Raw genomic sequence first — 8,455 nt, forward strand, 5'->3', positions numbered from 1 at the left:
GGTCACGCCCGGCCGGGCCCGCGCTGGCCGGGTCACGCCCGGCCGGGTCACGCCCGGCCGGGCCCGCGCTGGCCGGGAGCGTCCCGACCGGCCCCGCGTCCGTCACTTCTCGTCCGTCACTTCTTCTCGGTCCAGACGCCGTGGAACAGCGGCCACGAGCTCGCGTCGAAGGTCACCCCGTGCAGCTGCTTGGAGAGCCCGACGACCGTGGTGGGGATGTAGACCGGGACCGACGCGGCGAGCTCGATGACCCGCTTCTGGGTCTTGCCGTAGACGTCGTCACGAATCTTGGTGTCGAGCGTGGCGGCACCGGCGTTGGTCCACTCGTCCAGCTGCGGGTCGCTGATGAACGAGGCGTTCTGGCCACCGGTGGCTGCCGAGCTGGTGCTGTTGAAGAACAGCCGCAGGATGTCGGGCTCGGGCCGCGCCCAGCTGGAGTCCAGGATGTCGAACTCACCGGCGTAGCCCTTGGTGACGAAGGTGCCGATGTCGAAGGTCGGGCGCTGGAGGTCGATACCGATCTTCTTCAGGTCGGCCTGGATCGCCTGGCCGAGGACCACCCGCTGGTCGCGGATGTACTCGGCGGGCATGAGCGGCCAGACGACGGCCAGGCGCTTGCCGTCCTTGGTGCGGTAGCCCTCGGCGTCCCGCCCGGTCCAGCCCGCCTCGTCGAGCAGCCGGTTGGACACCGCCTGGTCGAACGGCCAGGTGTTCTCCAGTGACTTGTCGTAGGACGGGGTGCTGGGCGCCAGCGGGCTCCAGGCCCGCTGGTACTGGCCGAAGTACACGGCCTGGACGTCCTTGCCGAGGTCGATGCCGCGCTGGATCGCGGTGCGCACCCGCTGGTCGGTCAGGGGTGCCCGGGTCACGTTGAGGTAGATCTGGTAGGTGCCGCCGGCGGCCTGCAGGCGCACCGTGCCCAGGGCCTTGTTCGCCTCGACGGCGGCGACGTTGGCCGGCGGGACCGCGCGGGCGCCGTCGACCTGCCCGCTGGTGAGCACGCCCACCCTGGTGGAGTCCTCCGGCAGGACGCGGATGGTCAGCGCGTCCAGGTAGGCCGCCCCGGTGTTCGCAGCGCCCTCAGGTGCCCACCTGTAGTTCGGGTTGCGGACGAACCGGACGCTCTGGCCCTTGGTGTACTCGGCCACGGTGAACGGCCCGGTGCCGACCTGGGCCGGCCCTTCCGCGCACAGTTTGTCCGCGTTTTCCTGCAGTGTCTTCGGCGAATAGAAACCGAGGTAGGGAGTGCTCACCGCCTGCAGGAACGGCGCCGACGGAGCAGAGAAACTGATCTTGACGGTGTGCGGGTCGACGACCTCGGTGCCGGTGTAGCTCTTGATGAGCGTCGAGGCGTACTGCGACTTCGTCTTCGGGTTGGCTATGTGGTCGAAGTTGGCCTTCACCGCGTTCGCGTCGAAGGGCGTGCCGTCGGTGAACGTCACGTCCGTGCGGAGCTTGAAGGTGAAGGTCTTGAAGTCGCTGGAGGTCTCCCAGGAGGTGGCCAGCCAGGGGTGGATCTTCTGGTTGGCGTCGAAGAAGAGCAGCGAGTCGACGACGTTGCGCTGGACCTCGGCGGTGATGTCCTGCGGGCTGACGTGGACGTTGTAGCAGACCGGCTCGGTGTCGATGGCGTAGGTCACCGAGCCCCCGGTGCTGGGCGCGGCCGCGCGGGGGGTGGACGATCCACCGTCGGACGACCCACAGGCGCCCAACACGAGCGCCGCAGTGACGGTGACGCCGGTGAGGGCGTACGTGGGCCTGACAAAACGCATGGAGCCACTCCGAATGTTCTGGACGGGCAAAAAATGCGACGGGACGGCTGGCATTCCGCGCGGCAGGCCGGTTACGGCACACGCGGGACACGCACCGGGACGGTGAACCCGCCGGGACGGCGGTCCCCGCCGGGACGACAGGCTCCGCCGGGACGGCGACTACACCGGAAAGACGACTACACCTGAAAACAGAGGTGGCCGCCGGGCCGGCGGCGGCACCGGACCGCGTGGCCGAACGAGAAAGACGACCGCGTACGGGTCAGCGTGAACAGGTGGCGCTGGAGACGCGCAACAGGTCGATGTGACGCCGCGACGTCAGACGCGACGTCAGAAGCGACGTCAGAACAGCCATGCTCCGACTGCTGTGACGATACCCCTGCGACCTCATGCGGGGGACATTAGCCGAGCCCAAACCCGGCCGGTGAAAAAGGCCGATGTGATGCTCGCCATATAGGCGTGCCTGACATCCGCCGTCCCGGCAGGAAGCGGTTTCGATAGTTGGTGCCCGGATGAATATCGGGGTACCAGTAGGGGTCGTCAAGGGTTGACTTCAAATCCGGCACATGTTAGCCGCGCCAGGCGGAACACGAGTGCTTACCCGGCACCGGCGGCACCGGCCCCGGTGACCGCCGCCGGAACACCCGTGCCGGAATAGCGCCGGCCGGGCCACCGCGTAGCCGTCCAGGCACACAATGTGCCGGCCACGCGGGCGGCCGGAATGCGACGGCGGAAGTGCCGTGGGTGACGCTCCCGTCCGGCCGAGCGCCCCGCCCACCGGGAACACCGCCCCGGGCAAGGCCCTGGCCCCTCGGAAAAGAACGGCGCTCCGGAAAGAACAGGACCCGGGAAAGAACCAGGGCCCCGGGAAACCGTACCGGGGATATCGGTGGCGGCACCGGTATCCCGTATCCCGTATCCCGTCGTCCTGGCGACAGCCCGGCCGGGCGGGAGAACGGGCAGGCGGGAGAACGGGCAGGAGAATGGACGGGAGAACGGAGCCGTCCCCGCGGGCCGGTCAGGGTGGCCCGCGGGGACGGCGGCTGGGACGGGCCCGGTCGCGGCCCTGTCACCTCGTGGGGGCTGGCGTCACACGGGCTGGCGCTGGGGGTCGGCCGGCTCACCCGCGGCGGGTACCGGCTGCCCGGCCGGCCGGGGCGTGCGGGCCAGCGCGAGGGCCACCACGGTCCCGGCGGCGCAGATGGCGGCCGACACCCAGCCGCCCACCCGCAGCGCGTCCACGATCCCGGCCGGGTTGGCGTCCGGTGATGCCGGCCCGTGCGGACGGGCCACCACGACCGCGATGATCACGGCCAGCCCCAGCGCGGTGCCGATCTGCTGGAAGGTCGAGGCCAGGGCGTTGGCGACACCCTGTTCGGCCGGTGCCACCCCGGCGGACGCGGCGACGAACACCGCGGTGAAGGCGACCCCACCGCCGATACCCCACAGCACCAGGCCGGGCAGCAGGGCCAGGTAGGAGCCGTCCACCGACACCCCGGCGGTGACGGCCGCGATGCCGACGCCGCCGACGAACAGGCCCGCGGCCATCGTGGTGCGCAGCCCGTAGCGGGTGAGCAGGGTGACGGCCGCCGCGCCGCCCACCATCGAGATCACGGTGAGCGGGAGGAACGCCAGCCCGGCCTCGAGCGGGCTGAAGTGAAGCACGTTCTGCAGGTATGTCGTGAACAGGTAGTACTCGCCGGCGAGGCTGCCGACGAGCAGCAGCACCGCGAGCATCGCGATCACCAGTGTGCGCTGCCGGAACAGCCGCGGCGGGGCCAGCGGGTCCCGGGTGCGCAGTTCGACCAGGACGAAACCGGCCAGCAGCACCGCCCCGACGATGATCGAGGAGGTGGTGCGGGCGGCCGTCCAGCCGGCCTCCGAGCCGGAGGCCAGACCGAAGACGACAAGCGCCACGCCGGCGGTGGCGATCAGCGCGCCGGGCAGGTCGAAGCCCTTCAGGCCGTGCGCCCGCGGCGGGTCCGCGGGCAGCAGGCGCGGGGCGGCCACCAGGGCCACGGCCGTGAGCGGGACGTTGACGAAGAAGACCGACTCCCAGCCGAACCAGTCGGTGAGCAGCCCGCCGAGCAGGGCCCCGGCGGCGAGCCCGCCGCTGGCCGCCACGCTCCACACCGCCAGGGCCTGGGTGCGTTCGGCACCCTCTTCGTAGATGGTGCTGATGAGCTTGAGGATCGCCGGGAACAGCAGCGCGCCGCCGACCCCCTGCACCGTCCGCGCGGTGACGAGCACGCCGGGTGCCGACGCCAGCCCGCCGGCCAGGGACGACAGGCCGTACACGAGAAGCGCGACGGTGAAGACGCGGCGCGCCCCGAGCCGGTCGGAGGCACGTCCGCCGAGCAGCAGCAGGCCACCGAAGGCGACGGCGTAGGCGCTGACGACCCACTGGATCGACTGCGAGGTGAAGCCGAGATCCCTGCCGATGTCGGGCAGCGCGACATAAACGATGTTGTAGTCGACGGCGACGATGAACTGCGCGAACGCCAGCAGCGCGAGGGTGAGCCGGGTGCGCTGATAGGGCAGCCCGGGGGCTGCGGGAACAGTCATGGGGCGGGCTCCTTCCTCTTCTTCTTCTTCGGGTGCCTCTGGTGCCTTGGGTTTCTTGGGTTCCTCTGGTGCCCTGGGTTCCTCGAGGCGGCGGCTGGCACGTGGGACCAGCCCGGACGGACGAGACGGACGGCGCGACCCCGCGGCGACGCGGCGCGTGCCCCGTCGCCGCGGGGCGACGGGCGTCCGGGCCAACTGACGCGACAGCCGCGACAGTACGCCGTTCAAAGACTACACGGCTATCAATGTTTGGCCGCAGTGTAGGAGACAAGCGCTGTAAACTACCAACGGTGGAAGATCGCATGCTTCGGCGCCGGGACCGGCTACGCGCCGAGACGGTCCGCGAGATCAAGGCGATCGCACTGCGCCACATGGCCGACGGTGGCGCGGCAGCGCTGTCGCTGCGGGCGATCGCCCGCGAGATGGGCATGACCGCGGGCGCGCTGTACAGCTACTACGACACCCGCGACGACATGATCACCGCGCTGGTGACCGACATCTACACCTCGGTGGCGCAGCGGCTGGAGACCGTCCGGGCCGCGGCCCCCGCCGACGATCCCGGCGCCGCCCTGACCGCGGTGGCGATGGCCTACCGCGAGTGGGCCGTCACCAGCCCGCAGGAGTACCAGCTTCTCTACGGCAGCCCCATCCCGGGCTACCGGTTCCCGGCCGAGGGCGACGCGTCCTCGGCCGAGCAGCAGGCGTGCGGCGTGCTGCTGCGCCTGGTGGAAAGCGCCTGGCCTGGCCTGCGGACCAGGCTGTCCGCGGCCGGGACGGACCCGGGCGACAGCACCGACGACCACGACTGGTCCGACTTCACCCCGCCGTTCGCCGCGCTGGCCCGCACGGCGGTTCCGGGCCTGCCACCGGCGGCCGTCGCGCTGTCGCTACGGATCTGGGGCCGGCTACACGGGCTGCTGGCGCTTGAGATCAACGGGCACCTGCGGCCCCACGTGATGGACCCGGCGACGCTCTACCGCGCCGAGGTGCGCGAGCTCGCCGCCTGGCTGGGCTCCGGCGACACCTCCGCCGGTGCCGCGAGCGCCGGCACCGTGGGCACCGAGGCCGCGGGATGCGACACTGCGGGGGCTGACACCGGCGGCGAAGCCGCCAGCTCGGCGCGGATGGCCGCGATGACCGCCCCGGGATCCTCCGCCAGGTAGAAATGCCCGCCGGGAAAGACCCGCAGGCCGAACGCGCCGGTGGTGTGGCCGCGCCAGGCCTGTGCCTCGTCGATCGTGACCTGCGGATCAACGTCACCGGTGAACACCGTGACCGGGCAGTGGACCACCGCGTCCGGCGCCGACCGGTAGGTCTCGACCGCGGTGTAGTCGGCGCGGATCGCCGGCAGGATCATCCGCAGGATCTCCTCGTCGCCGAGCAGCCGGGAGTCGGTGCCGGCGAGCTGGCGCAGCTCGGCGACGATGCCGGCGTCGTCCCGGCGGTGGACGTCCTGCCGCTGGCGGTACCTTGACGGCGCGCGGCGGCCGGAGGCGAGCAGGCGCACCGGCCCGTCCTGCCCGCGGGCCCGCAGGCGCAGCGCGACCTCGAAGGCCACGACGGCGCCCATGCTGTGCCCGAAGAACGTCAGCGGCTCGCCGCCCCACGGCAGCAGGGCCGTGGCGATCCCCTCGGCGAGCCCGGCGATGCTGGTGACCGCCGGCTCGCCGAGGCGGTCCTGGCGGCCGGGGTACTGGACGGCGAGCACTTCGACGCCGGGCCGGCCCGGGCCGGCCGATGCGGACAGCTCCTGGGACAGCGGGAAGAAAAAAGGTGCCGAGCCGCCCGCGTGCGGGAAGCAGACCAGCCGCCCGGCAGGATCCGCCACTGCGTGAAACCGTCGTATCCACAGATCGGCACCGCCGCCGGTACTACCGCCGGTGCCGTCGCCGGCACTCGTTCCGGGTCTCGTCATGACGGCTGCTGTCCTTTCCTGCCGGCGGCCGGCCGGGCCGGCGGGTGACATCCGAAAATACTCGTCCTGGTTTCCGCCATCCTTATCAGGGCCACCACCGGAAAGCAAGACAGGCATCCAAGAAAAAGCCTCACAGGAGCTAACGTTTCATTCTCCGGAGCAGCTGGCACATAATATGGGCCACGCATCCGTGTGAGCTGCACCACAATGACGGTAAGGGTCGACTAGGGGTATCGATAGGGGTTATCACCACGCGCTTTTCTGCGGATCATCTACATACTGGCCGGCTGATGGGTACCCGAGCCCGGGGTTCGTCGCATGGCCACAGGCCTACGCGGGCACGGCCGGCGGCAGCCGGCGGCGGGCCGTGTCCGGGCACCCCGACAGGCGTGCCCGGACGGAACGCGTGAACGCACGACACGGCGAAACGCGCAGACGAGGACGAAAGGGTGTGATACAGCGTGCCACCGCACCGCTCCAGCCGCCCCCGCGCCGCACGCTGTCCCCACCACTGTCTCCACCGCGCCGAGTGTTGTTGTTGTCGCCTCGGGAGCTTCCGGCCGCGCTGACGCCCCCGGCACCGGGGCCGGCCTGACCGGCTGCGGTGCCGGGCCGGCTGGCCGCGCGGCCGGCCCGGCCCACCGCTGGGACGGCACCCCACCTCCGCCCGTTCGCCGGGATCCACACCGTGCGGCCCGCCCCCGGGCCCCGCCGCGGTTCCCGGCGGCCACCAGATCTTCCCGGAAATCCGGATCCCGGCACCGCGTGAAACAACTGAAGGTGATCGCGCCGCCTTCGGCCGGCCAGCCGCCATCCGGCGCCCGGCCGCGCCGGCCGTTTACGAGAGGGAATGGACACCGAAGATGTCGCATGCCGAGACGCCGTCCGACATCGCCGTCGTCGGGCTGGCCGCCCGACTGCCCAAGGCGGCCGGCCCCGGGGAGTTCTGGCAGCTGCTGGAGAATGCGCGCAGCGCCGTCACGGATGTTCCCGCCGGCCGCTGGGAGGGAATCCCGGACGATATCCGCCCGCTGCGCGGCGGTTTCCTCGACGGCGTCGCGGACTTCGACCCGGAGTTCTTCGGCATCTCGCCGCGCGAGGCGGAGGCGATGGATCCGCAGCAGCGTCTCGTGCTCGAGCTCGGCTGGGAGGCGCTGGAGGACGCCCGCGTCGTCCCGGCCGCGCTGGCGGACACCCGTACCGGCGTCTTCGTGGGCGCCATCGCCAGTGACTACGCCGGGCTGGTCCACCGTCACGGTCTGAGCGCCGTCACCCGGCACACCCTGACCGGGCTGGCCCGCGGCGTCATCGCCAACCGGCTGTCCTACCTGCTGGGCCTGCGCGGCCCGAGCCTGACGGTGGACACCGCCCAGTCGTCGTCGCTGGTGGCGGTGCACCTGGCCTGCGAGAGCCTGCGCTCGGGCGAGTCGGAGCTGGCGCTGGCCGCCGGCGTCCACCTCAACCTCACCGCCGAGACGGCCGTCAGCGCGCAGCGCTTCGGCGGGCTGTCCCCGGACGGGCGGTGCTTCACCTTCGACGCACGGGCGAACGGCTTCGTGCACGGCGAGGGCGGCGCGGTCGTCGTGCTCAAGCCGCTCGCGGCCGCGCTCGCCGACGGCAACCGGATCCACGCGGTGATCCGCGGTAGCGCGGTCAACAGCGGCGGCGCCACCGCGGGCCTGACCGTCCCGAGCGCACGGGCCCAGCGGGACGTGGTGCGCGCGGCGGCCGGACGCGCCGGCGTCGACCCGCGCGACGTGCGCTACGTCGAGCTGCACGGCACCGGGACCGCGCTCGGGGACCCGATCGAGGCGTCCGCGCTGGGCGCCGCCTACGGGGCCGGCCGGCCCGCCGGCGACCCGCTGCTGGTCGGGTCGGTGAAGACGAACATCGGTCATCTCGAGGGTGCCGGGGGGATCGTCGGCCTGGTCAAGACGGTCCTGGCGATCACGCACCGGGTGCTGCCGCCGAGCCTGAACTTCGCCACGCCCAACCCCCGGATCCCGTTCGAGGAGCTGCGGCTGCGCGTGGTGACCGCCCTGCGGCCCTGGCCGCACGACGACCGGCCGCTGCTGGCCGGCGTGAGCTCGTGGGGTGTCGGCGGGACGAACTGCCACGTCGTGGTGGGCGAGGCGCCCACCACCCGGCCCACGGCGGCCGCGGCGGGTGGCGCCGCGGCGGGTGGCGTGGCCGCGGTGGGTGGGCC

At 72.0% G+C, this 8,455-nt stretch carries 5 protein-coding genes and 1 pseudogene; 2 read left to right on the forward strand and 4 right to left on the reverse strand.

The annotated features are described in order from the left end of the window. Positions 1–116 precede the first annotated feature (116 nt). From NBX02_RS13175 to NBX02_RS13180, 3 genes are all read right to left on the reverse strand, one after another. Positions 117–1,772, reverse strand: a complete 1,656-nt coding sequence (locus tag NBX02_RS13175; RefSeq protein ID WP_250285767.1) for an ABC transporter substrate-binding protein — start codon at positions 1,770–1,772, stop codon at positions 117–119. 259 nt (positions 1,773–2,031) lie between these two features. Beyond that, positions 2,032–2,160, reverse strand: a complete 129-nt coding sequence (locus tag NBX02_RS23165; protein WP_445548412.1) for a putative leader peptide — start codon at positions 2,158–2,160, stop codon at positions 2,032–2,034. A 698-nt stretch (positions 2,161–2,858) separates the two neighbouring features. After that, positions 2,859–4,334: an MFS transporter gene (locus NBX02_RS13180; RefSeq protein ID WP_250285768.1), complete on the reverse strand. Its 1,476-nt coding sequence runs from the start codon at positions 4,332–4,334 to the stop codon at positions 2,859–2,861. A 371-nt stretch (positions 4,335–4,705) separates the two neighbouring features. Here NBX02_RS13180 and NBX02_RS13185 point away from each other — a divergent pair. Next, positions 4,706–5,272, forward strand: a pseudogene (locus NBX02_RS13185) (TetR/AcrR family transcriptional regulator); the annotation flags it as partial. A 35-nt stretch (positions 5,273–5,307) separates the two neighbouring features. Here the strand turns inward: NBX02_RS13185 and NBX02_RS13190 are convergent. Beyond that, positions 5,308–6,249, reverse strand: a complete 942-nt coding sequence (locus NBX02_RS13190) for an alpha/beta fold hydrolase (protein ID WP_250291551.1) — start codon at positions 6,247–6,249, stop codon at positions 5,308–5,310. A gap of 863 nt (positions 6,250–7,112) precedes the next feature. Between NBX02_RS13190 and NBX02_RS13195 the strand changes: the two genes are divergently transcribed. Further along, the coding region (locus NBX02_RS13195; RefSeq protein WP_250291553.1) for a beta-ketoacyl [acyl carrier protein] synthase domain-containing protein at positions 7,113–8,455 on the forward strand (1,343 nt) is incomplete at its 3' end.

The organism is Protofrankia sp. CiP1_Cm_nod1 (assembly GCF_920888515.1).
Classification (GTDB): domain Bacteria; phylum Actinomycetota; class Actinomycetes; order Frankiales; family Frankiaceae; genus Protofrankia.

Coding starts and splice junctions, on each gene's coding strand:
- NBX02_RS13180 (WP_250285768.1), bottom strand. CDS start 4,334: ATGACTGTTCCCGCAGCCCCCGGGCTGCCCTATCAGCGCACCCGGCTC.
- NBX02_RS13190 (WP_250291551.1), bottom strand. CDS start 6,249: ATGACGAGACCCGGAACGAGTGCCGGCGACGGCACCGGCGGTAGTACC.
- NBX02_RS23165 (WP_445548412.1), bottom strand. CDS start 2,160: ATGAGGTCGCAGGGGTATCGTCACAGCAGTCGGAGCATGGCTGTTCTG.
- NBX02_RS13175 (WP_250285767.1), bottom strand. CDS start 1,772: ATGCGTTTTGTCAGGCCCACGTACGCCCTCACCGGCGTCACCGTCACT.